The 26,926-nt window shown below is 61.5% G+C and carries 27 protein-coding genes, 1 tRNA gene and 2 pseudogenes; 9 read left to right on the forward strand and 21 right to left on the reverse strand.

The window, feature by feature from the left end; genetic code table 11:
• Position 1 precedes the first annotated feature (1 nt).
• Entirely contained in the window at positions 2-3,421 is a 3,420-nt protein-coding gene (locus ABIA90_RS30275) for a DEAD/DEAH box helicase family protein (RefSeq protein WP_354119080.1), read from the forward strand.
• 433 nt (positions 3,422-3,854) lie between these two features.
• Positions 3,855-4,673 carry a hypothetical protein gene (locus ABIA90_RS30280; protein WP_354119081.1) on the forward strand — a complete coding sequence of 273 codons (819 nt, stop codon included), beginning with the start codon at positions 3,855-3,857 and terminating at the stop codon, positions 4,671-4,673.
• Positions 4,674-4,893: 220 nt separating this feature from the next.
• On the opposite strand, the gene ABIA90_RS30285 is transcribed toward ABIA90_RS30280, so the two are convergent.
• The 4 genes and pseudogenes from ABIA90_RS30285 to ABIA90_RS30300 all read right to left on the reverse strand — a co-directional run bounded on the left by ABIA90_RS30285 (position 4,894) and on the right by ABIA90_RS30300 (position 9,286).
• Entirely contained in the window at positions 4,894-6,351 is a 1,458-nt protein-coding gene (locus tag ABIA90_RS30285) for a hypothetical protein (RefSeq protein ID WP_354119082.1), read from the reverse strand.
• Positions 6,352-6,355: 4 nt separating this feature from the next.
• The gene (locus ABIA90_RS30290; protein WP_354119083.1) at positions 6,356-7,519 is read right to left on the reverse strand and encodes an AAA family ATPase; all 1,164 of its coding nucleotides are present in this window, start codon (positions 7,517-7,519) and stop codon (positions 6,356-6,358) included.
• A 19-nt stretch (positions 7,520-7,538) separates the two neighbouring features.
• Complete coding sequence (locus ABIA90_RS30295) at positions 7,539-8,876, reverse strand: protein kinase domain-containing protein (protein WP_354119084.1); 1,338 nt, start codon at positions 8,874-8,876, stop codon at positions 7,539-7,541.
• Between the two features lie 333 nt (positions 8,877-9,209).
• Positions 9,210-9,286: pseudogene (locus ABIA90_RS30300) on the reverse strand.
• A gap of 25 nt (positions 9,287-9,311) precedes the next feature.
• Here ABIA90_RS30300 and ABIA90_RS30305 point away from each other — a divergent pair.
• Positions 9,312-9,388 (forward strand) — tRNA-Arg (locus ABIA90_RS30305).
• A gap of 446 nt (positions 9,389-9,834) precedes the next feature.
• A complete protein-coding gene (locus tag ABIA90_RS30310; protein WP_354119085.1) occupies positions 9,835-10,767 on the forward strand; it encodes a ferritin-like domain-containing protein in 933 nt (310 codons plus the stop codon).
• A 36-nt stretch (positions 10,768-10,803) separates the two neighbouring features.
• Here ABIA90_RS30310 and ABIA90_RS30315 read toward each other — a convergent pair whose 3' ends face one another.
• Together ABIA90_RS30315 and ABIA90_RS30320 are read right to left on the reverse strand one after the other, a co-directional pair.
• A complete protein-coding gene (locus tag ABIA90_RS30315) occupies positions 10,804-11,013 on the reverse strand; it encodes a hypothetical protein (RefSeq protein WP_014491045.1) in 210 nt (69 codons plus the stop codon).
• Positions 11,014-11,107: 94 nt separating this feature from the next.
• Positions 11,108-11,551: a TspO/MBR family protein gene (locus ABIA90_RS30320; protein ID WP_175617967.1), complete on the reverse strand. Its 444-nt coding sequence runs from the start codon at positions 11,549-11,551 to the stop codon at positions 11,108-11,110.
• Positions 11,552-11,594: 43 nt separating this feature from the next.
• On the opposite strand from ABIA90_RS30320, the gene dinB reads away from it, so the two are divergent.
• Entirely contained in the window at positions 11,595-12,695 is a 1,101-nt protein-coding gene (gene dinB, locus ABIA90_RS30325) for a DNA polymerase IV (protein WP_354119086.1), read from the forward strand.
• A 123-nt stretch (positions 12,696-12,818) separates the two neighbouring features.
• Here dinB and ABIA90_RS30330 read toward each other — a convergent pair whose 3' ends face one another.
• From ABIA90_RS30330 to ABIA90_RS30340, 3 genes are all read right to left on the reverse strand, one after another.
• Positions 12,819-13,112, reverse strand: coding sequence for a hypothetical protein (locus ABIA90_RS30330; RefSeq protein WP_166066167.1), 294 nt, complete (start codon positions 13,110-13,112; stop codon positions 12,819-12,821).
• Positions 13,113-13,317: 205 nt separating this feature from the next.
• Complete coding sequence (locus ABIA90_RS30335; RefSeq protein ID WP_354119087.1) at positions 13,318-13,611, reverse strand: DUF1330 domain-containing protein; 294 nt, start codon at positions 13,609-13,611, stop codon at positions 13,318-13,320.
• Positions 13,612-13,635: 24 nt separating this feature from the next.
• A complete protein-coding gene (locus tag ABIA90_RS30340) occupies positions 13,636-14,325 on the reverse strand; it encodes a DNA-3-methyladenine glycosylase I (RefSeq protein ID WP_354119088.1) in 690 nt (229 codons plus the stop codon).
• A gap of 212 nt (positions 14,326-14,537) precedes the next feature.
• On the opposite strand from ABIA90_RS30340, the gene ABIA90_RS30345 reads away from it, so the two are divergent.
• Entirely contained in the window at positions 14,538-15,365 is an 828-nt protein-coding gene (locus ABIA90_RS30345) for a metallophosphoesterase family protein (protein ID WP_354119089.1), read from the forward strand.
• Here ABIA90_RS30345 and ABIA90_RS30350 read toward each other — a convergent pair.
• From ABIA90_RS30350 to ABIA90_RS30370, 5 genes are all read right to left on the reverse strand, one after another.
• Complete coding sequence (locus ABIA90_RS30350) at positions 15,304-15,792, reverse strand: Crp/Fnr family transcriptional regulator (RefSeq protein ID WP_071917051.1); 489 nt, start codon at positions 15,790-15,792, stop codon at positions 15,304-15,306. The two genes, ABIA90_RS30345 and ABIA90_RS30350, sit on opposite strands and share 62 nt — an antisense overlap.
• Positions 15,793-15,868: 76 nt before the next feature.
• Positions 15,869-16,405, reverse strand: coding sequence for a GNAT family N-acetyltransferase (locus tag ABIA90_RS30355; RefSeq protein ID WP_354119090.1), 537 nt, complete (start codon positions 16,403-16,405; stop codon positions 15,869-15,871).
• 121 nt (positions 16,406-16,526) lie between these two features.
• Positions 16,527-17,267, reverse strand: a complete 741-nt coding sequence (locus ABIA90_RS30360) for a di-trans,poly-cis-decaprenylcistransferase (protein ID WP_063980082.1) — start codon at positions 17,265-17,267, stop codon at positions 16,527-16,529.
• A gap of 29 nt (positions 17,268-17,296) precedes the next feature.
• Entirely contained in the window at positions 17,297-17,671 is a 375-nt protein-coding gene (locus tag ABIA90_RS30365) for a winged helix-turn-helix domain-containing protein (RefSeq protein WP_063985952.1), read from the reverse strand.
• On the reverse strand, positions 17,658-18,275 hold the full coding sequence (locus tag ABIA90_RS30370) for a hypothetical protein (RefSeq protein WP_354119091.1): 618 nt from the start codon (positions 18,273-18,275) through the stop codon (positions 17,658-17,660). The genes ABIA90_RS30365 and ABIA90_RS30370 overlap by 14 nt, the downstream gene beginning before the upstream one ends.
• A gap of 204 nt (positions 18,276-18,479) precedes the next feature.
• Here ABIA90_RS30370 and ABIA90_RS30375 point away from each other — a divergent pair, with 204 nt between their 5' ends.
• Positions 18,480-19,724, forward strand: a complete 1,245-nt coding sequence (locus ABIA90_RS30375; protein ID WP_354119092.1) for a S1C family serine protease — start codon at positions 18,480-18,482, stop codon at positions 19,722-19,724.
• A 152-nt stretch (positions 19,725-19,876) separates the two neighbouring features.
• Here ABIA90_RS30375 and ABIA90_RS30380 read toward each other — a convergent pair whose 3' ends face one another.
• The 6 genes and pseudogenes from ABIA90_RS30380 to ABIA90_RS30405 all read right to left on the reverse strand — a co-directional run bounded on the left by ABIA90_RS30380 (position 19,877) and on the right by ABIA90_RS30405 (position 23,319).
• Entirely contained in the window at positions 19,877-20,611 is a 735-nt protein-coding gene (locus tag ABIA90_RS30380; RefSeq protein WP_354119093.1) for a DUF899 domain-containing protein, read from the reverse strand.
• 16 nt (positions 20,612-20,627) lie between these two features.
• A pseudogene (locus tag ABIA90_RS30385) lies at positions 20,628-20,960 on the reverse strand (SRPBCC family protein); the annotation flags it as partial.
• A gap of 11 nt (positions 20,961-20,971) precedes the next feature.
• On the reverse strand, positions 20,972-21,436 hold the full coding sequence (locus tag ABIA90_RS30390) for an ArsR/SmtB family transcription factor (RefSeq protein WP_354119094.1): 465 nt from the start codon (positions 21,434-21,436) through the stop codon (positions 20,972-20,974).
• Positions 21,437-21,536: 100 nt separating this feature from the next.
• On the reverse strand, positions 21,537-21,830 hold the full coding sequence (locus tag ABIA90_RS30395; protein ID WP_321576601.1) for a DUF3551 domain-containing protein: 294 nt from the start codon (positions 21,828-21,830) through the stop codon (positions 21,537-21,539).
• A gap of 86 nt (positions 21,831-21,916) precedes the next feature.
• Positions 21,917-22,195 (reverse strand): DUF3551 domain-containing protein, encoded by a 279-nt coding sequence (locus ABIA90_RS30400; protein WP_247305812.1) that lies wholly within the window; start codon positions 22,193-22,195, stop codon positions 21,917-21,919.
• Between the two features lie 149 nt (positions 22,196-22,344).
• Positions 22,345-23,319 carry a Bug family tripartite tricarboxylate transporter substrate binding protein gene (locus tag ABIA90_RS30405; protein ID WP_063980089.1) on the reverse strand — a complete coding sequence of 325 codons (975 nt, stop codon included), beginning with the start codon at positions 23,317-23,319 and terminating at the stop codon, positions 22,345-22,347.
• Positions 23,320-23,446: 127 nt separating this feature from the next.
• Between ABIA90_RS30405 and ABIA90_RS30410 the strand changes: the two genes are divergently transcribed.
• A complete protein-coding gene (locus tag ABIA90_RS30410) occupies positions 23,447-23,866 on the forward strand; it encodes a VOC family protein (protein ID WP_354119095.1) in 420 nt (139 codons plus the stop codon).
• Positions 23,867-24,096: 230 nt separating this feature from the next.
• Entirely contained in the window at positions 24,097-25,677 is a 1,581-nt protein-coding gene (locus ABIA90_RS30415) for an ATP-dependent acyl-CoA ligase (RefSeq protein WP_354119096.1), read from the forward strand.
• A 127-nt stretch (positions 25,678-25,804) separates the two neighbouring features.
• On the opposite strand, the gene ABIA90_RS30420 is transcribed toward ABIA90_RS30415, so the two are convergent.
• On the reverse strand, positions 25,805-26,899 hold the full coding sequence (locus ABIA90_RS30420) for an HD-GYP domain-containing protein (RefSeq protein ID WP_166066153.1): 1,095 nt from the start codon (positions 26,897-26,899) through the stop codon (positions 25,805-25,807).
• Between the last annotated feature and the right edge of the window lie 27 nt (positions 26,900-26,926).

Below are 26,926 nucleotides of genomic sequence, written 5' to 3' on the forward strand. Positions count from 1 at the left end.
CATGTCCAATTTCGCCTTCCTCGCCACCGAATTCCCTGCCGTGCACGAGGCGGCGGTGGAGGCGGAGCGCCAGGCGGGGGCATCGCCGACCGCGGCAGCATTCTTTGCTGGCAAGGCGGTGGAAATCGCGGTGAAATGGGCGTTTCGCAGTGATCCCAACCTGAAGCTGCCCTATCAGGATAATATCGCCGCATTGCTGCACGAGCCGACTTTTCGAAGAGCGACAGGCGAAGCGGTGTTCGCGAAAGCGAAATACATCAATTCGCTGCGCAATCGCGCGGTGCACGAGGAGCGGAAGACCAGCCCAGGCGATGCCGCAGGCGCGGTGAAAGAACTGTTTCACGTCTGCTTCTGGCTGGCCCGCACCTATGCCCGGAAAGGCAAGCCGGCAGACGGCCTCACTTTCGACGCCTCGCAAATGTCTCGCCGTGACGATGTGCTGAAAAAGACCTTTGCCTATGTGAAAGCGCAGCAGGCCGAGCTTGATGCCAAAAACGGCGAGCTGGCAGAGCTGCTCGCCGACAGGCAAAATCTCGACGACGAGTTGAAGACGCTGCGGGCGCAGGTCGCCACGGCGCGGAAGGCAGCCGAGGCACAAGCCGACCAGCACGACTACAACGAAGCTGAGACCCGCGACCGCTATATCGACCTGTTGCTGCGCGAGGCCGGCTGGGCGCTGGACGAGGCCGACGACACCGAATTCCGCGTCGAGGGCATGCCGAACAACGAAGGCATCGGCTTCGTCGATTACGTGTTGTGGGGCGCCGACGGCAAGCCGCTCGGGCTGATCGAGGCCAAACGCACCCGCAAGGACGCCCGGCAGGGCCAGCAACAAGCCAAACTTTACGCCGACTGCTTGGAGGCGCGCTATGGCCAGCGGCCGGTGATCTTCTATTCCAACGGTTATGAGCACTGGATCTGGGACGACACCCGCTATCCGCCGCGCCAGATCGGCGGCTTCTACAAGCGCGACGAGCTGGAGCTGCTGATCCAGCGCCGCACCGCCCGCAAGCCGCTGGGATCGGAGCCGATCAGCCGCAAGATCGTCGAACGCCCCTATCAGCATCGGGCGATCCGCAATGTCGCGCGGAGTTTCGAGGCGGACGGCGAGCGCAAGGCGCTACTGGTGATGGCGACTGGATCCGGTAAGACACGCACCGTGATCGCGCTGATCGACCTCTTGATGCGCGCCGGCTGGGCAAAGCGCGTGTTGTTTCTCGCCGATCGCGTCGCGCTGGTGAATCAAGCGGTGAAGGCCTTCAAGGAACATCTGCCCGATGCCGCACCGGTGAACCTCGTCACCGACCGCACCGGTCAGGGCCGGGTGTTTCTCTCTACCTACCCGACGATGATGAACCTGATCGACGGAAAGCAGGAGGGCAAGCTCAAGTTCGGCCCGGGCCATTTCGATCTGATCGTAATCGACGAGGCGCACCGCTCGGTCTACCAACGCTTCCGCGCCATTTTCGAGTATTTCGACTCCTTCCTGATCGGCCTGACCGCGACGCCGAAGGACGAGATCGACAAGAATACCTATTCGCTGTTCGATCTCGAGGATGGGGTGCCGACCGACGCCTATTCGCTCGATGAGGCGGTGGCGGACGGATATCTCGTGCCGCCGAGTGCGATCTCGGTGCCACTGAAAATCGTGCGCTCCGGCCTGCGCTACGACGATCTCACCGCCGAAGAAAAAGACCAGTGGGACATGCTGGAATGGGGCGAGGACGAGGTCCCCGATAGCGTCGATGCCGCCGAGGTCAACAAGCGGCTGTTCAACGAGGATACGGTCGATCACGTCGTCGCGCATCTGATGACCAGTGGGATCAAGGTCGAAGGCGGCGACCGCCTCGGCAAGACCATCATCTTCGCCAAGAACCAGGCCCACGCCGAGTTTATCCAGGACCGCTTCAATGCCGCCTATCCGGCTCTCGCCGGACATTTTGCACGGATCATCACCCATCAAACCAACTATGCGCAGACGCTGATCGACGATTTTTCCAAGAAGACCAAGGCGCCGCACGTCGCCATCTCGGTGGACATGCTGGACACCGGCATCGACGTGCCCGAAGTGGTCAACCTGGTGTTCTTCAAGCAGGTCCGCTCGAAGACGAAATTCTGGCAAATGATCGGTCGCGGCACGCGACTGTGCCCGGACCTGTTCGGCCCCGGCCAAGACAAGGAATTCTTCCGCGTCTTCGATTATTGCCAGAATCTCGAATTTTTCGGTGCCAATCCGGAGCTGAAGGAAGCCAGCACGGCGAAATCGTTGTCGGAGCGGCTGTTCGCGGCCCGACTCGATCTCATCGTTGCCCTCGAAAAGAAGACACAGAAGGCGGACGGCTTTTCCGCGAACGAACAAGAAGCCTATAAGGTAGGCGAAGCGGATGACAAGCCGCCTAGCGAGGAGGATATCCGCGCTGACGCCTTGGCGACTCTGCAGGACACGATTGCCGGGCTTAATCCGGACAATTTCGTCGTCCGGCAGCATCGCCGTGCCGTCGAAAAATATCGCGAGCCGGAGGCCTGGCAGGCGATCGACGATGAGATGCACCAGGAATTGCTCAACGAAATCGCGCCGCTGCCGTCGGCGCGCAGCTTCGGCACCGAAGAGGCCAAGCGCTTCGACCTCCTGATGTTTTCGCTGCAGCTTGCGCTTCTCAACGGATCGAAGCGTTTCGACGCGCTGCGCAAGCAATTAAAGGAAATCGCCTCGGCACTTGAAGACCAGACCGGCATTCCGGCGATCGCCCATCAGGCCGTGCTGCTCGAGGCGATCCAGACTGACTACTGGTGGGAGGGCGTCACCGTTCCCCTGCTCGAGCTGGTGCGCCTGCGGTTGCGCGATCTGGTCCAGCACATCGAAAAGTCGAAGAAGGCGGTGGTCTATTCGAATTTCGCTGATGAAATCGGCGAGGGCGTCGAACACGAATTACCACAGGTTGGCGAAGCCAACTTCGCCCGCTTCAAGGCTAAGGCCCGGCATTTCCTGAAAGCGCACGAGGACCACATTGTGCTGCACAAATTGCGGCAGGGCCGGCCACTGACGCCAACAGACCTTAGCGAGCTCGAAAAGATGCTGCTGGACGCCGGTGTCGGCGAGCAGGGCGATATCGAGCGCGCCCGATCCGCAAGTCGCGGCTTCGGGCGCTTCGTCCGCTCGCTGGTCGGCCTCGATCGCGCCGCCGTTAGTGAAGCCTTCGGAGTGTTCCTTTCATCTGGAACGGCTTCGGCTACCCAGATCACCTTTATCGAAATGATCATCGAGCACCTGACCCACCAGGGCGTCATGGACCCGGCATTGCTCTACGAGCCGCCCTTCCGCGACATCGCACCAACGGGACCGGAGCAGCTTTTCGATGAAGCGCGGGTCACGCAGATCTTCGCCAAGATCGAAGCGATCAACGCGAGTGCGGTGGCTTAGCTACGTCTGAATATCCCCTGCGGCGCGGCCCGCGAGCAACCTCAAGGGGCACGCTGACGACCTGCCCTCAGAGGGGGCGGCACGCTCCCGGCGCACCCGGCACTGGCCTTCCTGGCGCAATCATTGGTCCGCGGTGCCGAGAGACCGCTCATTAACATTTCGAAATCAAAGGAAGAGTCGGGGCCTTTCGGGGCGAGCTGCTCACTGCAGGTCATCGCGGAACCGGCATCGGCTGCGCCTTTGCTGTATCACGAAAAGGAGACCTCGAAGTCGCACGAAAGGGGAATCTGAAGCCTGTCTAGATACTCGCAGCGCAGCGCGATCGGCTCTAGTCAGTCTGCGTCCCGTGGGTCAGAATCGAAGCTGGAACTATCTGGAGCCGCTTTTGAGCGGCATTAGGCGCGAGTTAAATTCAAAAATGGCAGAAAACTGCATGGTCGTGCTCGATACCGGGCCGGTCCGGGAGCTTGCCCATAGCCCTCGGGCCCCACATTGGGTCTCCTCATTCTCGGCGATGAAGGCCCATGGTTATCAATTTTCCCTGGCTGATCACGCTTGCGGTGAATTGATCAACCAGCGGAGTAGGGGGTCGATTAACGATCGCGACTTCGGAGCCATGATCGATTGCTTGGAGACTTTTCTGGATCCAGCTATGCCGGTCATGTTGGGCACTAAAGACATACGTGTGATGATCGGTGCCGCAACTCAAGAAAACAACAAACCCGATGCTTCTGATGTTTCACGCCAGGCCTGGTCCATGCTTCGTGAATGCGAGATTAGCTCAGATGATCTTATCGAGCATGTGTTGCACGAAGATAGAGCCATGTGGTCTGACCTATTTCGCAAAACTGAAGCGCTTTATGCCGCGCGCGAACATGCTGGCGAGCTTGACGAATACAGTCACCCACTTTTAAGCCGCGTGCTAGAGAGTTTTAATGCGGACGCAAATACGGTCCCCCCGCTTTCAACCCGCTATGATCTTCAGCTAAGATATTTTTGGCGTCAGTTCGTTAGGAGCAAAAAAGAACGCGAACCTTATAACGCAGACGCTCCGAAAAAGCGTAACGACGGTATCGACTTCGGGCTCTACGGTTACCTAGCCTTGCCAGCTCTAATCGTGGCCACGGAGCGCGGCTTTTTTGAAAGAATAGCCGATATTCCGTCATTTCAGAAAGCTTGGATACAACGGCCGGAGGATCTCGCCAGTTCTTGGGCGGGAGGACATCAACCGCAACCCACTTGGCCTGATTGACGTTGGCAACGCGCGGCGGGCGATCGAAGAATTTCCGAAAGTTGGATTGGATTAGACCGAAATATCTCGTCAGCAATCAATCGGCCCACCAATTCGAATGGAATCCCGTTCTTCCGAAGCTGACGGCGTGAAGACCGACCGCGATTGTTCGCCTTCGGTGCGGCAGTCTCTCATTGTTGCGCCGGCTTAGGCGGACGAAATCGGGACATATTCACGCCAGCTAGTATTTGGGAGGGGGCTTCAATGGTAATCTTCCTTGATTTGACCCGCGTCTACTTGCCCTCCCCTTGCTGCTCCCTGCGTCGACGACACCTCGTTCCGCGAGCTTTTCCTCTAGATACGGCCAAATCGCTTCGGCAAATAAAGCTAAAGGGTTTTGGACGGACGCAGAAGATGCACCGCGATTCACCGAGCTGCTTTGTTTCGGAGTGTCCCGACCCTCGGAGCTCGCCTGATCATTCATCGGCACGGAAAGATTGACACCGGGGTGTAAAGCGACGGTCGCGATCCGTGATTGTTTGAGCCGCAAGTGAACGAGTGGATCCGCCAACTGCGGATCCGACAAAATTGTAGCTTCGTCTAAAGCAAAATCGGAGGTGGGCGGTTCGTCAAGGCGCAACGGACGAAGCAGTTCCCTAGCGACGAGCCGCCCCAATCCGTCGAAACTCGAAGTCCACAACACAGGTTCGCCCACGCCCCCCAGAGCGTATGCCCAAGCAGTAATTTCGGGCCATCGCTGCGCACTAGCAGAAAGTAAGGCCAGGCTCGGTGCGCCACCGGCAGCTACGGTGGCCAAATATCCAGCTAACGCAGCGAAGATATGACGTTCTCTTTCGGTCGGTGGCACTTTTTCGAGATACGACAAGACTTTGTCGAACGTTCGAACCCGGTCCTCCGGTGATAGAGAGGAAAGGCGTTCTAAGTCAGCTTTCAACTCTGCGGGCATTAGGTAGGCCAGGGGTCTCAGGAAGGCCTCTGCTTCTTGGTTGTCCTTGTGAAGCCGCGCGAGATGAAGCAAATGAATGGCTTCTACCAACGGCAGAAGGCGACTATCAGACTGCCGCAAAAGGGCGCCGGAGAGCGTTGTTAGTATGCTCCAGATCGGTTCAAGCGCGATCCGGACCCCCGCGGACTTCCTCGTCTCGGAGCGAAACAAGTTGTAGGCCGCATCATATTTCTCCATCGTGTCGGAGATGGAGGTCGGAGACCATAGAGCGGCCGTGCGCGCGACGCTAAAGGTCTGAGTGGCCATGCAGCCAGCGATTTTTATTCGAGAAACCGGCCGATCTCCGAGAAGCATTGCTTCGGCCACAACTAAGCCAGCCCACGCAGCTGTGTAGTCGCCTAGATCAGCGGGGCGCACAAGGTCGTCAACAGAGTCGATCCGGTCTGGCGTCGTAATGTGACACCATGCTGACAGCGGCGATAAGTCACTCCGCAATTGTGAAAAGCGACCAAATAAGCGTCGCTGATCTTCTTTGCGAACGATTATGACTAGAGGCTGGGCAATCGATATTTCCGACCGGGTGGCTACCCATACCACGCCAAACTCATTGCTTCCTAGGCGCGTCGGCGTGTCGCGCATGGTCCAGGGCACTGAATGTTGGGGCGCAGCTCCCACAACGAGAAGATTCAGTTCGTCATCTGTGACGCGGCTGTAATTCACAACAGGCAGCATCGGTTCACCAGAGTCTCTCATCGGGGGGCGCATAAGCGCGAGCTAGCGTCTGCGGCAACTGATCTACGTGGTAGATGTCTAGGGACGTCTTCGCTCTAGTTACCACGGTGTAGTAGTGTTCAGGGTGGTGATAAAATTGAAGCTCCTCACAAAATGGCCAATGGACGGAACGAAACTCCAAGCCCTTGCAGCCCTGGACCGTTAGAATGCAAATCGGACGATCCCGGCTAAAGGCTGGATCATGATCGTCATCGCTACCCTCGCGCGCCCTTACAATTTGTGATTTCCCTGACAGATCGGGGTCGTTTTCGAGTTGCATAAGCATAAAGTCGCGATCTTCTTTGCGCGCCACAATAATCCCAAGTAGGTCTCCTTGTGCGATCATGTCCGCATAAGCGCGAAGCTGACCTATCAAGGTGTTCTTCACGGCCGCGACGATCGCGTCTCGAGCGAGTGGTCCATAGACACCGATCCGCCCGGGCCGTGGTCCGCTATACTGACTTGTTGCTTCCAACCCGGCTCCGCCTTGGGCAACGAGTATGCGGTCAGCCATCCTGCAGATCTCGGGAGCTAACCTGTAGTGGAACGACAAAGCCGATTCCTTTGTCTGCTGAAGCGCTCTGATAGCGGTCAAACCGTTCGAATGGTTATAGATTTGTTGCCTCGCGTCCCCGACGTAGAAAACGGTGTTTGCCCATTGCGACAATAGCTCGACCTCTTCTTCTACCAAGTCTTGGGCTTCGTCCACGAACAACGTATCATATTTGGGCAGCTTTCCCGCGGCAGAAAACCCTAGCGCCCCGGATGCAAGGGTCCGTTTCCAGTCGGTAAGGGATCGCTGTGTGGGGGGTAGCGATGTGCCGTGCTGGGTGTAAAGGCCCCGGATCCACGATTCCAAAGTGCTGACACAGCTTTGTGGAAAGATTTCTCTGCCCTGCGCGTCGAAACACCCCGTCTTAATGAACTCTGTCAGGGAGCGGGTAAAGCTAAGAACCAGGACGTTCGGGAGACCTTGAGATCGGACATATTGCGCTCGGCGCAACAGCACGTTTGTTTTTCCGGATCCCGGGGGGCCTAAAACGAGATGATGCTCTTGAAGAGACAAGTTCTCAATCAGAGCAACTTGGTCCTTATCGAGATTTTCTCGGCGAGCCCACCATAATGACATTCCGTTTCCCCCTCTAAATCTACGAAACTCTTAGAAGTGATGTGGCAAGAGAGCCGAGCGAAGCCTCTATTTGCTCCCCAAGCTGGTCGCTCGAGCCCGCATCATCCGGCACGTCCGGAAACTGAATATCGCTCGATACGTCGAGACCGTTGATGCTGCTGTGTAAAGATGCCTTACATTCAAACGACTGACCCTGAGGTGTGATCTTCAAATGAAGATCAGTCGTAAGCTGAATTTTTCCGGTTAAAGGTGTGTCCTTTTCGGCGTCCCAAGCGAAGCGTAGTATCTTAGAGCAATCGGTTCTCCCGGCTTCGTTGTGGTGGGTCGCAGTCAGACCCTGACGTTTCAGAAACTCGTGCATCCTTAGCTCGAGAGCTTCCGCCACTTTGCCGACCCGCCGTCGTAATTCGTTCAAGCTTGGCGTGCTCGGAGCGACTCGATGTGAACCGGCGAATCCGAGAACGTTTAGGGCTAATGCTTGCTGCCTTTCGTTATCTGCCAGGAAGTCTTCCAATTTCATCAGAGCTCGCTTTTCCCAATCCTTGTCCAGCGCACGCCTTACCAAGAAAATCAGATCGCGATCGACATCGGTTGCGTTTACGGTTGGTGCAACGGTCGCGACGATCCATGCAAAGCGGTATCGGTTGTCTCTCGACTTTTGGAACTCTGTTTCGAATAATTGTTTTCGCATGATTAGGTCATGAAGCAGGCCCCCAAGCTGATAGATGTCCAGGGCGTGCCAAGCTTCCGGAGCAGGTTGGAGCAAGCGGAAGAGGTATTCGGGCGGGGAATACCGTGCCGTCGCAACAACCGGTAACTGGTTATCTTGGTCCGTCCCCAGACCAACAGGATCATTCACGTTGCGCGTTACTGAGAGATCGAGCAGGGTGGCGTGATTGAAATCGTCCGAAATAAACACGTTCGCCGATTTGACGTCGCGATGGCAGAGTCCGCGCGAGCGGAGAAAGATCAGAGCTTGTGCGATCTGATCTACTATTGACCTAATCTTCTCTCTGGGGATGTCCGTAAGGCGCTTGGCGAGTTCGCGGCCAGGGGCGCGATTCATAAGCAAGTAAAGGTGTCCTTCGAACTCCCCGCCCTCGAACACATCAACGAGATAAGGGCAGTCATTTATGCCGAGCTCGAGCTGAGCTTCGATCCTCTTCTTTTCTATTGTGCCCAAGGAACCCGACGAGAACTTTCGATTGTAGAGTTTCAGGGCCCGGTCACCATCTGGCGACTGAACAGCAAAAACCTCAGAGGTTCCGCCATCGCCCGCCTCTCCGCTGACCGTCCAAGCTTCGCCTCGCGCAGCGCACCAGCGCGCTGCCACATCTGAAAGTTTCTCGTCCGGCACTCGGAGACCCTGTCTGCCCATTGGTCGGGAACAGAAGCTCAGTTGATGTCGACGGTCAATACAACCCTCGGCGGGTTATTTACATTTATAAACGGTTCTATGTAGCTGTTAGGGAATGAGGAAGCTGGGCCTCGAGGTGTCATGGACTTCGAAAGGCGACTCAGACGGCCAAACGCCGAACCTGCGCAGATGGCACATCCCGCAACAGCTCGTCTTTCCTGGCGCAGCCGCTGGATTCGCGCTCCCGCAAGCCTTATTCTCTCCTTGAGAATAAGCCAAGAATTTAGCAATTAGTAGTTGCAGCCACAGCTGCGGCACTGACGAGTATCTGGATGGCGCACCCGACACGATTCGAACGTGTGACCTTTGCCGAAGGAGGCTCTCCAGAGAAGCGGTTGCCCACCCCCCGCCAATCGGCTAAATGAACCTCGACTAGCACCCGTAGCTCAGCTGGATAGAGCGTTGCCCTCCGAAGGCAAAGGTCACACGTTCGAATCGTGTCGGGTGCGCCAGTCTCCTTACTCTTTACCGAGACTGTGTGCCGGACCGAGATTGTGTGCCGGCTTTTGACGCTGTGACGGCACCATCCATCAAATGTTGCGGCTCGCAATCTGGCCTTCGCAACGGCGCGCGCGTCCGGCTAAGCATGTCGAATGGAAAAACGGTCACAAATCTCTGATCAACTGCGCAATTGATTGCACCCTTAAATTGCACTACTGTTTATGGGGTGCGGAAAATGAGCCTGATCGCAGCATGTTTCTGGTCGCGATCATCGGGGCAGGTCCGATTGTAGGCGTGATGCCGCAGACCGATATCCGGTTATTGTCGGACTGAACCACCCCGGGAGCGCTCGTCCCGCAAGCAATGAGCCAACACGGAACCTGCTTGACGACGTCGATCCAGTGGCGGCGCCAGGAACAGGGCTTCGCAATCAACCGAGTCGGGAGGGGTGCTTCAGATGAAAACCATCGCCCAGTTCGTCGAGGATCGCATTACGACGCTTTCCGACCTGAAAGACGCACTCCAGACCGCGATGCAATTGGAGTTCTCCACCATCCCGCCTTATCTTTGCGCGCAATGGTCGATCAACAGCGACCCGGGCGGCGTCGGCGGTATGATTGAGGACATTGTGGTGCAAGAGATGTATCACTTTGCCCTGGCAGGCAACATGCTGACCGCGATCGGCGGCGTGCCATCCATTGCCAATGCGGCCTTCATTCCGAGCTACCCGACCAATGTCCTGCCCGGAGAAATTCTGCAAAAGTTGCCCGTTGATCTGAAGCCGCTTACGCCAGATCAAGTTCAGGTCTTCATGCAGATCGAGTATCCGGAATTTCCACCGGTTGCGCTCGCCGCAAGAACGGGACCCGCGACGATCGGTGATTTCTACGATGCGATCGCCGAGGGTTTCACCACAGTCAATCCCGCGATCAATGCCAGCGCCTTCGCGGTCAATTCGGGGGAAGCAACGCCGATCAAGAGCATCGCCGATGCGCAGGCGGCGATCCAGCTGATCAAGGGCGAAGGTGAAGGTACGGAAGGCTCTCCTAACCAACCCCCAACCGGCAATGCAACATTCGCCCACTATTATGTCTTCAAGGAAATCTACACCGAGAAAACGCTGGTGCAGGATGCGGCGGGCCACTGGAGCTTTACGGGAGCACCAATCCCGTTTCCGACCTGGTTCGATTTTCAGCAATCGACCGTCACACCGAGTCCGTCGCTTGCGTTCAATCAGGCCCTGTCGCAGCTCTTGATCGGCCTTCAAACTTGCTGGACAAGCGGTACAAGACCCAGCATCGGCGCCATGTTCACACTTCAGTCGCTTGGCACGGACCTCATCCAGCAGGGCATTCGTCCTGAGTTCCTATGGGCGCCTCCGTCGGCATGAACTCCGGATCTGCCGCCGGCCTCTCAGAACAAGCACTCACGTCAGCATCGAGATGATCGACTGGATCTGATCGGAGGCGGACGTCACCAGGGCGTCATACGACGTATGACCGTGCGCGGCGGCCTTCAAAATGCATTCGGCGACAGCGGCTTTCAGACCGAACACCGACTGATCGGCGGGCACGCTCGCCATCACGGTCTCGAGCGCCTGGCGCATGGTCTGAATGAGCTCGGAGCTGTATTGCATTGGCTGTCCTCCGCGCTCCCATATAGGAACGCGTGCCTAGGCTCGCCACTCACAAGCCTGAGATTGCTCTTTGATGAACCTTGGACAGATCGCCTCAATTCAAGCGCCAGATGGCCGCATTGAGCAGGCCGGCAAAGGCGACCCAGGCTGCGTAAGGCACGAACAACGCAGCGGCCAGCCTGTCCCGTGATGTCTCGAGACTGATGTAGGTCACGATCGCGACGAACAGACAGATGAGGATGACGAGCGCGGCGCCGATCTGGTGCATCGTGAACATCACCGGGGACCAGACGAAATTCAGCGCCAGCTGCGCGGCCCAGACCTGCATCGCTCGACCCGACGGCTCACGGCGAAAAGTCCGCCAGCCCGCAACCGCGATCATGATGTAAAGGATAGTCCACGCCACCGGGAACGCCCAGTTCGGCGGCACGAAACCCGGCTTGGCAAGGGCCGCATACCACTCTCCCGGAAGATTGGTCGCGCCGATCAGCCAGCCGATGCCGACCACACCGACGACGAAGACCAACAACTGAAGCATCCATCACCTCGCGCTTCTCTTCGGGCAATTGTATCATCGTCCCATGAGCGAATCCGGCACGGCGACTGGCGAGGCCTCGCCCGTCCGCAAGATCATCCATATCGACATGGATGCCTTCTATGCGTCCGTGGAGCAACGCGACAATCCGGAGCTGCGCGGCAAGCCGGTCGCGGTCGGCGGCTCCGCGGAACGCGGCGTCGTCGCGGCCGCGAGCTACGAGGCCCGCAAGTTCGGCGTTCGCTCTGCGATGCCCTCGGTGACCGCGAAGCGGCAATGTACCGACCTGATCTTCGTCAGGCCGCGCTTCGAGGTCTACAAGGCGATCTCCAGGCAGATCCGCGACATCTTTGCCGAGCACACGCCCATCATCGAGCCGCTGTCGCTCGACGAGGCCTATCTCGACGTGACGGAAAATTTGCAAGGCATCCCGCTGGCGCGGGACGTCGCCTTGCTGATCCGTGAGAAGATAAAGGCCGAGACCGGCCTCAATGCTTCGGCGGGCATCTCCTACAACAAGTTTCTTGCAAAACTCGCCTCCGATCATCGCAAGCCCAACGGTCAGTTCGTGATCTCGCCGGAGATGGGACCCGCCTTCGTCGAGACGCTGCCCGTCGGCAAGTTCCACGGGATCGGCCCGGCGACCAGTGCGAAGATGAATGCGCTCGGCCTGTTCACCGGCCTCGACATCCGCAACCAGACGCTGGAGTTCATGAATGCGAATTTCGGCAAGTCGGGCGCGTACTACTATTGGATCTCACGCGGCGTCGACGATCGACCGGTCCGGGCTAACCGGATTCGCAAGTCGATCGGCGCGGAGACGACGTTCTCGACCGACCTCGACGAATACGGCGCGCTGGCCGCCGAGCTCAAGCCGCTCGTCGACAAGGTCTGGCGCCATTGCGAGACGACCGGTAACCGCGGCCGCACCGTCACCCTGAAGATCAAATTCGCCGACTTCGAGATCATCACGCGCAGCAGGTCCGTCACGCCGCCGGTTGCAGGCCGGGACGATCTGGAGCGGCTGGCCTGCGGCCTGCTCGAAGCCGAGATGCCGCTGCCCAAGCGCGTCAGGCTCCTGGGGGTATCGCTGTCTGCCCTCCAGGACAGCGACGATGCGGAGCCGCAGCTGACTTTCGGCATTTGAGCCAGCCTGGAAAGCCCCGCCGCGAACGCGAGATCCTTGTCCGCGGCGCGGCCCCAGACCAGTCATGGAAGGTGGCGGGATTTTCAGACCCGCCACCGATGAAGGCCGATCCGCTCGGGCCGATCAATGCCTCACATGCTCGAACACGACGATCACACCCGTCGGCTCCGGCTCATGGGCCATCAGGCGCGTGAGGTCGGCATCGCTCCAGTCGGCGAGGCTGACGACTTCGCCGGTCTGGCGCTCGGCGCTGACCGACGGCGTCGGCTCGAGCACCTTCAGGCCCGTTTCGTCGACGAAGAAGGTGTGTTCGCCGAACATGCTGTTGAGCTGCGGCATGGCGGGATGTTCGTCGGGCAGCACCTGGGCGCCGAGTTGGTTGACGGTCTGCTTCACCTGTTCGGATGTGAGCTTCATGAGCTGCTCCGTTTCTGTCGTGCCGGGTTTCAGTGAGTCGAGCCAAAACGGGCGTTCCCTGCGCCTGTGTCGCCTGGCTCAAATTCCCGAACGGGTGTTGCGCACGAATGTTCCGGAAAAATGCATTTCGTGATCGCGAGTTTCATCTGCCGCGCTCACGGCACGGGATCGCCACACGATGCACACGATCTGCCTGTCGATGGCGTTATTCGACGGCTTCGACGATCCGGATGTCGCGGTCGGCACCGTCGCCGAGCAGGTCGTGAGCGGCCTTGTAGGCGGGACTTTCATACGCCGCCCTGGCACGCTCGACGCTGTCGAACTCGATGAGAACGACGCGTTCCATCAGGCCGTGCTCGTAGGTCGCAACCGGCATCCCGCGCGCGAGCACGCGTCCACCGGCGGCCTCGATGGCCGGACGCGACAGCTTGGCGTAGGCCGCCATGGCGTCGGGGCTCTTGATCGCGCGGTAGGTCGCAACCCAATAGGCTTTTGCCATTTTGTTTCTCCTTGTTCTCGTGACCTAATGCTCGCTTCGGTTCTCGCCAACCGAGAGCGCGCAGATGCGTGACAGATATGTGTATGGCAGACCGGTCTCCTCGGCCCAGGCGTTGAACTGTGCCTGCACTTTTGCGAGATCGCCCTTTGATTTGACCTCTTCGGCGATGTCGAGGCCGGCATCGCGCAGGCAGGCGACGACATCCCTGGAGGTGACAAAACCATCCCAGCCGACGAAGCGCAGCAGCATCTGCCCGGTGTTGCCGCCGAGCCGGCTGCCGCGCTTGGTCAGGAGATCGAGCAGGCCGACCTCGTTGGATGGCGGCCATTTCGCCAGAAACTTGCCGAAGCCGCCGTGCTCTTTTGCGATCTCCTGGACGAAGCTGGCGTTGTCGCGCACCGACATGATCTTGGCGCCGTTGCGCACGATGCGCGCGTCGCGCACGAGGCCCTCCCAATAGTCCTCCGGCTGGAAGGTGAGCTTGGCCGGCTGGAAATGCAAAAACGCCGCTTCAAAGCCGTCCCATTTCGAATCGATCACGCTCCAGGCAAAGCCCGCGCAAAACACCCGCCTGGTCATCTCGGCGAGGATGCGATCGTCGCCGAGCTTGGCCAGCCCCTTCAGGTCGGGCTTTTCGGGCATCAGCTTGTCCAGCGCCTTGGGGCCGCCCTTGCGTTTCTCGGCGCGAGCACGAATGGTCTTGAAGGAGATCATGCGGATACGGGCGTTTGAGGATGCGCCACGACATCAGAATTCGATGACACGGTCCAGCCCCGCGGTGCCAGGCTACTTGCGCACGCCAATGCACCGCAGCATGCGGCCGGCCATTGGCCTGACGAAGAGAGCAGCCATTCTGGTCTGCTTCTTGCTTTATAAATGACGTTTTGGAATTCCCAGACCTTTTCAAACCCGCCCATGGATTTTCAATGCGCTGCCTGGTCGTGGCCGATTTGCACTACTCGCTGCCGCAGCTCGACTGGCTGGTCAGCGCGGCGCCGCAGTTCGACCTCGTGATCTTCGCCGGCGATGCCCTCGACATCGGCTCGATGGTGGATTTTCGCGCGCAGATCGTGGTGGTGAAGAAATACCTCGCGCTGCTGGCGACGCAGACCCGCGTGATCCTCTGCTCCGGCAATCACGACCTCGACGAACGCAATGCGGAGGGCGAAAAGATCTCGCGCTGGATCTCGGAGGTGCGGGAGCTCGGGATCACTTGCGACGGCGACAGCCTCCCCATCGGCGACACGCTGTTCACGGTGTGCCCGTGGTGGGATGGCCCGCTGGTCAAGCAGCGCATCGTCGCGCAGCTGCGCGACGCCGCCGCCAATCGCCCGCAGCGCTGGATCTGGGCGCATCATGCGCCGCCGGCGAATTCACCGACGAGCTGGGGCGGCAAGCGCTTCTTCGGCGATGTCGATCTGGTGCAGTGGATCATGCAGTATCAGCCGTCGATGGTGATCTCGGGCCATGTGCACCAGTCACCCTTCATCGCCGACGGCTCGTGGTTCGACCGGCTCGGGCAGACATGGGTGTTCAACGCCGGCCTGCAACCGGGACGGCCGCCGACGCATGTCGTGCTGGATCTCGATGCGGACAAGGCGTTCTGGCTGGCAGCGGGCGAAGCGCAGTGGATCGACCTCGGCGCACCGCTGAAGCGGCCCGCAAACACCGTCGAGGAGCCGCCGGACTGGCTCACATCCTTGGATCGGATTGCCGATCCGAGCCTGGCGAGACCTCGAGCGGCGGCAGGTTGATCATACTCTGGAGCACCTCGCCGACCATGGCGAGATGCGTGCCGTGGCCGGCATATTGCCGCTTGAGATCGGCGAGATAGGTGTTGGCGACGTTGAGCCGCTGCGCCAGCGTGCGCGCGAGCAGCAGCGCGACCTCGGGCCGCTGGATGAGGAATGACGCCGCGTCCTCGAACTCATAGATCACCGAATCCGAGCTGGCCCGCACCGTCGCGGTGTGCGGCAGCCCGAGCAGCACGGACATCTCGCCGAACACGGCGCCGGGCTCGGTGATGGTCGCGACCACCGTGTCGCTCTTGAGCACCTCGAGCTTGCCCTCGACGAGCACGTAGAGGTGGCCGCTGCTGGTGCCGCCCTCGGTGACGACCGACGTGCCGGCCTTGACCTGCCGCTCCGTTCCGCCGGTGCAATGATCCAGAACTGCGCGCATCGCCGAAGCTCCCATCGCTGGGGAAATCCAGGCGATACTAAAGCACGATCCGTGCCAGGCGGCAACGCGCGGACAGCTATCGCGACAAGCGCTTTGCGAGGTGAACCGACTGCCAGTCCCCGAGGCCGGTATCCCGGAAGCCCGCCTTCTTTGCCAGACCGCGCATCTCGGCATTTGTCCGCGCAGTCTCGGCCGCAATCATCTCGTGGCCAAGATCGGTCGCACGCGTCTCCATCGCCGTCATCATCTGCAAGCCGAGGCCCAGGCGCTGGAACGCATCGGCGACCGAGATGGCGAACTCGCCATGCCGTGCAGTCGCATCATAGGCGTAGTTCGCTTCGCCGATGATGGTGTGCTGCCCTCCCTGCCTGACTTCGGCGAGCAGGGTGAAATGACCGGGACGGCCCGTCCTCGCCGCGCATTCGGCAGCGACCAGGGCGAAGTCGGTACGCGCGCCCATGAAGCGCTTGTTGCGCGACGTCGTGGACAGGCCGGTGAAATAGACCGACAGGTTCTCGACGTCGGATACGCTGGCGGTCCTGATGCAGACCATGCCCTTCGCTTCGGCCAGTTCGAGCGCCTCAACGACGGCTCCCGGAAACAGCTGTGACATGCGTGATGCTCTCGGCAGGTTGCGTGGACCGCACACCTAACCGAGACCGCGCTTCCGCGGCTTGGACACCACTGCCAATCATGCGGCTGAAAACGAACAGCTCGTTGTCCCGTGCCGCGCATCACACACGGGAGAGTGACGGCACCTCGTCGGGCATGATCGCCTGGAGGCCGCCGAAGCGGCGCTCGCGGCCGTGGAAGGACGCCAGAGCCGCGGAGAGATCGCCCGCGTCGAATTCGGGCCACATCCGCTCGGTGAAGTGCAGCTCGGCATAGGCGCCTTCCCAGAGCAGGAAGTCCGACAGCCGCTTCTCGCCGGAGGTGCGGATGATGAGATCGACGTCGCGAAGGCCGGCTTCGCCGGTAACGAGCTGCGAGAAGGCTTCGCGGGTGAGGCTCGTCAATGCCGCCGCCTTCGCTGCGGCGTTGAGGATCGCGTCGCGCGCGGAATAGTCGACCGCAATGCGCAGGTGAAGCGCGCTGCCGTGCGCGGTGGCGTCTTCCGCGCGCGCGATCGCATTGGCGATGCCGTCGGGCAGACGGTCGCGGCGGCCGATCACGGTGAGGCGCACGCCGTTCCTGGCGAGGCTCTGCACCTCGTTGGCGAGATAGAAGCGCAGCAACGTCATCAGCGCGGCGACTTCGGTTTTCGGCCGTCGCCAATTGTCGGTGGAGAAGGCGTAAAGTGTCAGCGTCCCGATGCCCTGCTTGGGTGCGGCCTCGACGATGCGGCGGATCGCCTCCACGCCGGCCTCGTGGCCGCGCAGGCGCGACAAGCCGCGGCGCGTCGCCCACCTGCCGTTGCCGTCCATGATGATGCCGACGTGAAGCTTCTCGTTGCGAGAGGTCATGTCGCTTTGCATTGCAAAGTCTCCGGTCAAAAAAGGGGGGATCAGGTCGAGATGATACCGAGACGGCCGAGCGGCGGCGCGTCGCGGCCGGCGGCCTTGGCGGCGTCACGCACCAGCCGCTCGAGCACGGCGAGATAGTCGAGGAAGCGGCGGCGGCCGGCCTTGGTCAGGCGGCAGGTCGTGTGCGGGCGGTTGCCCTCATAGCCCTTGGTCACCTCGACGAGGCCGGCCTCCTGGAGCACGGCGAGATGCCGGCTGAGATTGCCGTCGGTGAGGCCGCAGAGCTGCTTGAGGTCGGCGAATGCCAGACCCTTCGGATGCGCCATCAGCGAAGTCAGAAGCCCGAGCCTCGCCTTCTCGTGGATGACGCGGTCGAGCCCTTCATAGGAAAAGGGTGCGCTGTCAGTCTTCGACATCATGGTCTCCGGACGCGAAATACAGAATGCCCGCCATCACCGACTGCCCGATCACGAAGGGCAGTCCCATGGTCCATGGCGATAGCGTGTGAGTCCGGCTCGCGAGCACCACGACCGCGAAGCCGGAAATAAAATACCAGGCGCCGGCGAGCGCGACGGTGCGCGGCAGCGAGCGGACGGAAGCGAAAATGCCGAGCGACACTAGAATCTGCCACAGGCCGGGCAACAGCCACAGCGTCTCGCTCGCGAACTTCCACATCACCACCGCGAGCAGCACGCCGGCGACGCCTGCGGGCAGGAACTGCTCGACCGCTTGATGGATCATGGCATCGGCCAGGCCCGAGTGATGGCGGCGCGAGCGCGCGCGCATCTCGATGCCGATCATCAGAACAGAGAGCACCGCGGCCATGAACCAGCCGAAGAAGAAGCCGACCGGCTCGCTTGTGGGATCGCCGAGCAGCCAGAATTGGAGGATTGCGGTAAGAAGCGCGACGACGCCCGTCGCAGCGATCGTCGCCGGGCCATAGCCGCGGAATGCTGTGCCCGCTGCAATCTGGTTGCGGATCGCCACGATGTCGGCCAGTGCCTTGTCGAGATCGCGCATTGGCAACGCCAAAACCCCGCTCCGCCCAATTAACCGGGACCGCCCGCCCCGTCACTTTGTATCGCAAAGTATATCGCACCGCAAAGTAAAGGCAAGCCCGGAAGTCGCCGCCGGATGGTCCGATCCACGCAGACAACTGCCGGTTGCGCCGCACGACCTCGGCCGGATAAGATGGCTTCAAAAGCGTTCCGGGGGGAAGGAAGTATGTGGCTCAAGTTATTTGTCGTTGCGTCTCTGTTGCAGGTGAGCGTCGCCGGCATCGCGCATGCGAAAGGACCATTCGGCAGCGTCAATGTCGGCAACTGGATCGGCGGCGCCTTCAGCAATGACGAGACGGGCGCTTTCTCCCATTGCGCCGCGACGACGCCTTATGCGAACGGCGTCATCCTCGTCGTGAGCCAAAATGCCGCCGGCACATGGTCGCTCGCCTTTGCGAGTCCCAGCTACCGCTTCAACAAGGGCGAGAACGCCGCGATCGACGTGACCTTTGACGGGCAGGAGCAAGCCAGGCTGTTCGCCACGGCGTACCAGCCTAACATGCTCACGGCCATCATGCCGGTCAATGTTGTGCGTACATTCCAGAAGGCGAGCCTGATGGTGGCGACGGCCGGCCGCGCCGTTCTGAATTTCGATCTGACCTCGACCGGGCCGGTGATCGCGGCATTGGCCAATTGCGTGACCAAGGTGAAAGCCGACGGGCTCGACAAGGCCGGCGACTTCACCAAGATGGCCGCCAAGCCGCAGCCTGCGCCGGACAAGCAGGCGCCGTCGGCCGGCAGCAAAGTTGCCAGGGCCAAGACCGGCACCGGCTTCGTGGTCAGTGCGAACGGCCATGTCGTCACCAACAACCACGTGATCGACGGCTGTGTCGGCGACATCAAGGGCAACCTCACCGGCGAGGCCGCGATGGTGCTGCGCGTCGTATCGAGCGACGTCAACAACGATCTCGCTTTGTTGCAGGCGCCGTCGACGACGACATTCAAGGACTTTGCGCGGATCCGCGATCGCTCGATTCGCTCCGGCGATTCCGTCATCGTAATCGGCTTTCCCTTCCATGGCTTGCTCACGTCGGACTTCACCGTGACGACCGGTATCGCGAGCTCGCTCAGCGGCATGCGCAACGACACGCGTTTCCTGCAAATCAGCGCGCCGGTGCAGCCCGGCAATAGCGGCGGCCCGCTGTTCGACACCACCGGTCAGATCGTGGGCGTGGTCACCGCAAAGATCCCCGCGCTGCGCATCGTCGCTGCGACCGGCAACATTCCGGAGAACATCAACTTCGCCATCAAGACCGGCATGCTGCGCGACTTCCTCGACAATTCCGTGGTGCCCTACCAGACCGCCGAGCCCAAGGGCGAGCTCAAGACCACCGACATCGCCGGCAACGCGCGGCCGTACACGATGCTGATCTCGTGCAATGGCACGGAGCAGGCCGACGCGAAGCGGTAGACTGCGCTTCAGCCTCCGCTGTCATGCCCCGCGAAGGCGGGGCATCCAGTACGCCGCGGCTTCTAGATTCGACACGACCGTCTCGGAGTACTGGATCGCCCGGTCAAGCCGGGCGATGACACCTTTGATGAGGATCCGGCGCACCCGCCGTCTCACCCGTGGCAGCACGCCCCCTTCGCCTGCGGCTCGTACTGGTCGCGCAGGCGGACCCAGTCCATCGGATAGGGCAGGCCGTCCTCGTGACGACCGAGCGGGGTGAGGTCGAGATATTGATAGGCCGCGTTCATCATGTCGAGACCGCGCGCGAAGCATGAATAGGTATGGAAGATCTCGCCGGCCTCGTTGCGGTAGAACACGCTGATACCGGGCAGCTCCGGACCGTAGAACGGCGTGGTGCCGAAATTGTATTTCGGCACGCCCTTGTCGATCTGCTCGCGCGTGAACGAGACCTCGTAGTCGTAGTTGAAGTCGTTGCTCCCTGACGAGACCCAGTCGAAGGTCCAGCCCATTCGCTTCTTGAAGGCCTCGAGCTTGGCGCTAGGTGCCAGCGAGATCGCAACCGTAGAGGTGTCGCGCGCGGCGAGGTGCGGCACGATGCGATCGAGACCGTCGGCCCAGAACGAGCAGCTCTTGCACGCGGCCTCCCAGTCGGGAGCGAACATCACATGCTGCACCACGAGCTGCGGGCGGCTCCCGAAGAGATCGCCGAGCGTCACCTTGCCGTTCGGTCCGTCGAACACATAGTTCTTTTCGACCTTCACCCAGGGCAGCGCGCGGCGCTGCTCGGCGAGGCGCTCGCGGGCCTGGCTGAGCTCCTTCTCATGCGCCAGGTGGGCCTTGCGGGCCGCGATCCATTGCTCGCGCGAGACGATCTGATGTTGCTGCACGATATCCTCCATGGTGTCAGGCGACGAAAGCGTCGAGCTTGTCGAGGCACGAGCTCCAGCCGCGCTGGTGATTGTCGCGTGCGGTTTCGTCGAAGAACTGGGCGTGATGGAAGATCATCAGCGTGCCGGCGCTATCCGGCTTCAGCGTGATCGTCACCAGCGATTCGCGCTCCGGCGTCGAATGCCAGGCCCAGGTGAACACCAGCCGCTCGTTCGGCACGACCTCGCGATAGATGCCGCCGGCCTCGAAATATTCGCCGTCGTCACCGGTGAAGCTGATGCGGTAGCGGCCACCGGTACGGACATCGAGCTCGGCGTCCAGCGTCGCCGGCTTCATGTTCGGCGGCCCGAACCACTGGACTAGCTGCGCGGCTTGCGTCCAGGCGGCGTAGACTTTCTCCGGCCGTGCGCGGAGCCGGCGCGTGAGCGTGAGGCTTGGACGTTCGCTTGGACGTTCGGCTGTGCGGGGATCGGCGTTGACGGCTGCGTTGGCCATGTCTTGTCCTCCACGAAGGCGGCGAGGCGGTCGAACTTCTCGGACCAGAACTGCGCGTAGCGATTGAGCCAGTTCATCGCCTGCTCCATCGGCTGCGCGGTGAGCCGGCAGGACACCGTGCGTCCGGTCTTCTCCCGCACGATCAGGCCCGCATCCGTGAGCACGTCGAGATGCTTCATGATCGCCGGCAGCGAGACCGGAAACGGCGCGGCCAGCTCGCTCACCGACAGGCCGTCCCGCTCGCCGAGCCGCGCGAGAAGGGCACGCCGCGTCGGATCGGACAGCGCCGCAAAGGTCCGGTCGAGCGTCTCGTCTCTATACTTAACCATTTGGTTTAGTATAGACGTGAGCGAGAAGGCGTCAAGCAGGAACCCGCGCGTCCGGATCCGCACGACTGCGTGATCAGGCAGTGCTCAGTGTGAGGCGCGACTAATACGGACGAACGTACCGACCGCGTAGTGACGGCTGAAGCGGAGGCCGTACGGCCACCTGGGCAGGATTTTGCGCGCAATAGCCCTTGCGGCCCGACGCGCTCATCTGACACTGCTCGCGGGTCTGATAGGAGCAGTCGCCGGGATAGCCGTATTCCGAGTTCTGAATGCACCACGCGTAATCATAGTCCGCGCGCGCCGGGCTCCCGCCAGCGAGCCACACAAGGACTATGGTGCCCAGCACAAATTGCGCCTTGCCCATGACCGACCTCCCATGTTCGCCGCGCGACATCCGACCTCACAGAGTGAAAGGCTCGCGGAGCCGGTTTATTCCGGAGCGATCGCGCAAAAATACGCGGCTGCGCAATGTGCGCGCGGCTAGTACGGTGCAACGGGCCGCGCGCGACGGTGCGGCCGAGGTTGCGGCTGCGGCGCCTGACCATAGGCCACAAGCGGATTGGGTCCGCAGTACAGCAAGCGGCCGGAGACGCTGGCCTGGCATTGCTCATAGGTGCTGTAGGCACATTCGCCGGGATAGTCATACTCGCCGCCCTGGGCGCACCAGGGATAGTCGCGGGCCGCCGCGGGCGTGACGGTGACGAAGCCGGCAAGGACCGTCGCGCCCAGCGTCAGCAGCGCCAATTGCGTCTTGCGCATGATCCAGACTCCTCTCTTCACAGGGCGAGATACGCGCCATGTATCATCAGGTTTCGCCGCGCCGTTTTATTCCAGATCAACCGAACGAAGTACGCAAGAAAAAAGCCCTGCCAGGCGGCAGGGCTCCAATCTCAGGGATCACAAGATCGCTACTCGACCTTCAGGCCGGCGAACTCGACGACCTTCTTCCACTTCTCGGTCTCGGCCTTGATCTCCTCGCCGAACGCCTCCGGCGTCTGCACCCGCGGCTCGCCGCCGAGTTCGACCAGGCGCTTGGTCATGTCGGGCTCCTTCATGAGCGTATTGATCTCATTGTTGAGCTTGGCGATGATCTCCTTGGGAGTGTTCTTCGGCGCGCCCATGCCGAACAGCGCGCTGGCCTCGTAGTCCTTCACGGTCTCGGCGATCGCCTGGACGTCGGGCAGCTGCGGCGAGCGCTCCGTGGTGGTGACGCCGATCGCGCGAAGCGAGCCGGAGCGGATGTGCTGGATGATCGAGGGCATGTTGTCGAAGATCACCTGCACCTGGCCGCCGAGCATGTCGGTGATCGCCGGCGCCGCGCCGCGATAGGGCACGTGCTGCATCTTGCAGCCGGTCAGCGCCATGAACATCTCGCCGGACAGATGCACCGAGGTGCCGTTGCCGGACGAAGCCATGTTCACCTTGCCGGGATTGGCCTTCACATATTCGATGAACTCGGCGACGTTCTTGGCCGGAACGTCCTTGTTGACGGTCATCACGTTCGGCACCCGCTGGAACGAGGCCACCGGCGCGATGTCGCGCACGAAGTTGAATTTGAGGTTGGTGTAGAGCGAAGCGTTGATGAAGTTGGCCGGATTGACCAGCTGCAGCGTGTAGCCGTCGGGCTCGGCATTGACGACCGATTCGGTGCCGATATTGTTGCCGGCGCCGGGCTTGTTCTCGATCACGAATTGCTGGCCGAGCCGTTCCGACAGCCGCTGACCGATGAGCCGCGCCAGGATGTCGGTGGCTCCGCCCGGCGGATAGCCGACCACCCATTTCACGGGCCGGGCCGGATAGTCGGCGGCAAAGGCCTTCGACAGCGGGGTTGCTGCAAGCGGACTGGCGGCGAGCAGGCCCAGCGCGGTACGGCGAGTGATCATCTCAAGGATTCTCCCAACGTGTTGTTCTTGAAAGCCAGATGGCTTCAAAGTGGCGTCGACGCGGTTGTAACAAAGCTTGCTGCAGGCGGAAAGTGCGCCGGGCGCATCACGACGAAAGGATTAAGGCATGCCGGTCAAGGTCGAAGCCCTCGATCATCTCGTAATCAACGTCGCCGACGTCGCAGTGACCTCCGAGTGGTACCGCAAGATTCTCGGCATGGAAGTCAAGGTGTTCGACCCCGGTGGCGGCAAAGCGCCGCGGACTTCGTTGCAATTCGGTAACCAAAAGATCAACGTCCGGCCGCGCGATGCCGACAAGGTGGAGTGGTTCACCGCGGACCATCAGACCGCCGGCAGCGAGGATCTGTGCTTCCTCACGTCTGCATCGCCCGACGAAGTCGTGGCGCATTTGAAGGCACATGGCGTCGCGATCGAGGAAGGCCCGGTTCCCAAGCAGGGTGCCCGCGGCACGCTGCGCTCGGTCTATTGCAGGGATCCGGATGGCAGTCTGATTGAGATTTCGTCGTACGAGGACGGTGGTCGGTAGGCCGCGCCGCCTGCCCCATCGTCATTGCGAGGAGCCCTTGCGACGAAGCAATCCAGACTGCCCCCCGCGGAGACCGTCTGGATTGCTTCGCTGCGCTCGCAATGACGGGGGAGAAAGCGCGTACTGCCGCAAATGCCCCGCCGATTTGCTCCCCGCGCCTTCCGATGGCAGGAAGACGCAATAATCAAAAACCAGCCGCCATCAAGATGCAGGCTGCACGGGGAGGATTCATGCCTATCCAACAGACCGCAGCCGGACTCGTAGGACCGTTCGACGGGCTCGACGTGCCCTGGCTGCTGAAGCTGCGCGCAGAAGTGCGACGCGATCATGCGTTCCTGATCTGGGCGCCGTTCGGCGCGCCGGCGCGGCGCTGGACCTATGGCGAGTTTCACGAGCGCGTCGGCGCGCTCGCGGCGGGGCTGGCGAAGCGCGGCGTGAAGCCGGGCGAATATGTGCTCATTCATCTCGACAATTGCATCGAGGCGCTGCTGGCCTGGTTCGCCTGCGTCGAACTGGGCGCCATCGCGGTGACCACCAACACCCGCTCGGCACCGGCGGAGATGGAATATTTCGCCGATCATTGCGGCGCGGTCGCCGCGATCACGCAGCCGGTCTATGCCGAGCTCGTCGCGCAAAGCTGCCGCAACATCCGCTGGCTGGCGGTGACCTCGCACGATGCAGGCGCGGCGCCCGCGCAAGCGGTCTCGCGCGGCAACAGTTTTGAATCGCTGTTCGCCGACAGCGCCGACCGTCCCAGGCGCGCGACCGACCCGTTCGCGCCGTGCAGCGTGCAGTACACGTCAGGCACGACCTCGCGCCCGAAGGCGGTGCTGTGGACCCATGCCAACGCGCTGTGGGGCGCCAAGATCAACGCCGCGCATGAGGACCTCCACGCCAGCGACGTGCACCAGACCTATCTGCCGCTGTTCCACACCAATGCGCTGGCCTATTCGATGCTGGCAACGCTGTGGGTCGGCGCCACCTGCGTGATCCAGCCGCGGTTCTCCGCAAGCCGCTTCTGGGCCGTCGCGCGCGAGCACGGCTCGACCTGGACCTCGACGATTCCGTTCTGCATGAAGGCGCTGCTCGAGCAGGAGATCCCGAAAGACCACAAATTCCGCCTGTGGGGCACCGCCATCAACGAACCGCCGGCCTTCGCTGCGTTCGGCGTCAAGATGATCGGCTGGTGGGGCATGACCGAGACCATCACCCACGGCATCATCGGCGAGGTCGACCAGCCCAACATCCCGATGTCGATCGGGCGCGCCGCGCCCGAATATCAGATCCGCATCACCGACGACGATGGACGGCCGACTGAAGTCGGCGATACCGGCAATCTTTCAATCAAGGGCATCCCCGGCTTGTCGCTGTTCGCCGAATATCTGCACAATGAAAAGGCGACGCGCGAAAGCTTCGACGAGCACGGCTTCTTTCTCACCGGCGACCGCGTCGAGCGGCTGGAGAACGGCTTCATCAGGTTCGGCGACCGCGCCAAGGACATGCTGAAGGTCGGCGGCGAGAACGTCGCGGCCTCCGAGATCGAGCAGGTGATCGCGGTGGTAGCAGGCGTGCGCGAAGCCGCGGTGGTGGCGAAGAAGCATCCGATGCTGGACGAGGTGCCTGTTGTCTTCATCATCCCGCACGGCGGCGTCGCGGGCGCTGCGCCCGATCTGCATGATCGCGTGATGGCGGCCTGCGGCGCGGGACTCGCGGATTTCAAGGTGCCGCGCGAAATCAGGCTCGTCGACGACATGCCGCGCTCGACGCTGGAGAAGGTGGCGAAGGCGGAGTTGCGGAAGATGGTGGGGTGAGCGGCCGCGCCAAACGACGAACTGCCGTAGGGTGGGCAAAGCGAAGCGTGCCCACCATTTGGGTCGCAATTGAGGAAGCATGGTGGGCACGGCGCTTTGCGCCTTTGCCCACCCTACGAGACCGAATTCAGAACGATCCCAGCGCCACCGGCCGGAACGCCTGCAGCAGTTGCTGATCCAGCTTGCCGCCCATGCCTTCCATCATCGTGAAGGCGCGCGAGTGGGTGAAGGGCATGCGGTAGGCGCGCTTCTCCACCAGCGCCGCGTAGATGTCGACGATCGTCGTGACCCGCACGATATCGCTGATCTGGTTCGACGACAGGCCGTTCGGATAGCCAGAGCCGTCGAGGAATTCGTGGTGATGCAGCACGACGTCGAGCATCTCCGGCGGGAAGCCGCCCTGCTCCGCGAGCGCGTCATAGCCGCGGCGCGGATGCTGGCGGACCTCGGCCATCTCCTCGTCGGTGAGCTTGCCCGGCTTGTCGAGCAGCACGGAGGGAACGAAGGCCTTGCCGACGTCGTGCAGCAACGCGGCGCGGGTCAGGCGACGCTGGTCGTCCTCGCGCATGCCGAGATGCTGCGCGAAGGCGACGGCGAAGCCGGTGACGAACAGGCAGTGGCGATAGCTGCCGACATGATGGCAGCCGACGGTGGTGAGCCATTCGCGCAGCGATGAATGCTTGATCGCCTTCAGGATCTTGCTCTCGGCGGCGATGACGTCGTCGAAGGTCAGGGGCACGCCGAGCGGCAGCTTCTCGAACATCTTCCTCAGCACCGCATGCGCCGCCTCGACGCCGCGGTTGAGCGTCTTGCCGCGATCGGTCGCGTCGTAAGTGGCGGTGTCGGGGAACGCGGCGCGGATGCGCTGAAGAATCGCATCGGGCTGCAGCGGCCGCGAGATCGTGTCGGTGGCGCCCAGTGCCCAGGCCTGCATGGTGCCGTGATGCAGGGCATCGGCGAGCACGAACAGCCGCGGCATCGTGCGATAGGCATCGCCGCGCAGCTTGTTGCGCACCCGCTGCACGCTCTCGGGCGAGCGCAGATTGATGTCGACCACGAGACCGGACAGATCGCGCGACGGCTGCTCGGGAATGTCCTGCGTCGTCACCGTCGAAACGTCGCCCACGGCCTTCAGGATGCTGGCAAGCTCGGTGCTCTCGTCGCTCCGGTCGGAAGCGAGCAAGAGCCGGCGTTTGGCGGCGGATTTGGCTGGCGCGTTCATGGCTTCCCCAGAGCACGGGACTGGATT

Source organism: Bradyrhizobium sp. LA6.8 (assembly GCF_040547935.1).
GTDB lineage: Bacteria > Pseudomonadota > Alphaproteobacteria > Rhizobiales > Xanthobacteraceae > Bradyrhizobium > Bradyrhizobium barranii.